The following is a 1,573-nucleotide window of genomic DNA, read 5'->3' as shown; positions in this document are numbered from 1 at the left end:
GGGAGGGCCTCGGGTCAGGAGGGCGTCGATGCGGGTCAGGCCCGCCTCGCGGGTGAGGTGGGCGGTGGCGTAGGCGGGGCCGGCCGCCGCGAGCGCGGCGGTGCGGGCCGGGTCGGCGGCCAGGGCGCGGATCGCGGCGAGCAGGGCCGCCGGGTCCTGCGGCGGGACGAGGACGCCCGCGCCCGAGCGCTCGAGTTCCTGTGCGGTGGCCCCCCGGGCCGGCACCGCGGCGACGACCGGCCGCCCGGCGGCCAGACAGGCGGGGAGTTCCGGCGGCACCGCCGTCCCGCCGCGCCCGGCCCGCTGGGTGAGCAGCAGCACGTCCGCCGCGGCCAGCACGTCCGGATACTCCGCCTCGTCCGGCGTCGGCGGGAAGTCCAGGTTGGGCAGGGCCCCGGCCAGCGCCCGCAGCTCCTCGCGCCGCTCCCCGGCACCCATCAGCACCACCCGCAGCCCCGGATCGAGCTGGGCCGCCCGGATCAGCAGGTCGAGGTCCTGTTCGGCGCCGAGCGCGCCGGAGTACAGCGCCACGGTCTGCCCGGGCCGCCAGCCCAGCCGGGCCCGCATCTCCTCGCGGGGGCGCGACGGCATCGGCAGATGGGACCAGTTGGGTATCAGCCGGATGCGTCCGGCGGGCACGCCCATCGCGGCGACCTCCGCGACGATCGACTCGTGCACGACGCCGACCAGCGCGGCGCGCCGCAGCGCGTACTTCTCCACCGACCCGGCGAGCGCCACCGCCGCCCGGCCCCGCGCACCGCCCGCACCGCCCGCACCGCCCCCGCCGCCCGCACCCAGCAGATTGCGCACCACGGCCACGTACGGAACCCCGTACCCCTGGGCGAGCCGCGCGCCGATGATGCCGGCGGCCAGCGTCGGCAGCTGGGCGACGACCGCGTCCGGCCGTTCGATCGCGGGCGGCGCGCCCAGGCCGCCGCGCAGCACGGACAGCTCGAACCGGGCCCGGCCGAGCGCGGTCTGACGGGCCGGCACCGTATGACTACGCCGGTGCACCCGTACTCCGCCGCGGTCCTCCTCGGTGCGCCGGATGCCGGCGTAGGCGGGGTCGAGCCGCCAGGCCGGGTAGTGCGGCATGCCGGTGAGCACGTGCACCTCCGCCCCGCCGGCCGCCCAGTGCTCGGCGATCTGTGTCGCGTACCTGCTGGTGCCCGCCTGCTCGGGGGCGTAGTGGGTGGAGACCAGCAGCAGTCTGCGGCACGTGCCGGAACCGGCCACGGCGTGTTCCTTCCCCCGGAGACGAACGGAAGCCCACCCTACGACCTGGCTCGTCGTCACCGCTGGCCGCCGGCGGGCGCGGTGGGCGTCTTCGGCCGGTGCGGGCCATCCGCGCGACGCGGGCCCGGCCACCCGGGCGAATCTGCCATTACGCCCTAAAGTGATGCGCGATGTCCATCTCCCGCCGAAATCTCCTCCAAGTGACCGCCTCGGGCGCACTGCTGGCCGGCTGCGCGCCCGCCACCGAGCCGTCCGCCGGGCCGCCCACCGGGCCGCCCACCGAGCCGTCGACCGGCCCGTCCGCCGGCCACCGCGCGCCCCTCGCCGCCACCTCGTC

Annotated in this window: 1 protein-coding gene; it reads right to left on the bottom strand. The window is 77.9% G+C overall.

Features of this window, described 5'->3' with window-relative positions:
* A partial coding sequence (locus tag GA0115240_RS18575) for a glycosyltransferase family 4 protein (RefSeq protein WP_256069876.1) occupies positions 1 to 1,236 on the bottom strand: 1,236 nt, incomplete at its 3' end.
* Between the last annotated feature and the right edge of the window lie 337 nt (positions 1,237 to 1,573).

The organism is Streptomyces sp. DvalAA-14 (assembly GCF_900091855.1).
Taxonomy (GTDB): domain Bacteria; phylum Actinomycetota; class Actinomycetes; order Streptomycetales; family Streptomycetaceae; genus Actinacidiphila.
The sequence above is the reverse complement of the archived record's forward strand: the minus strand, read 5'-3'. Positions and strand labels throughout refer to the sequence as shown.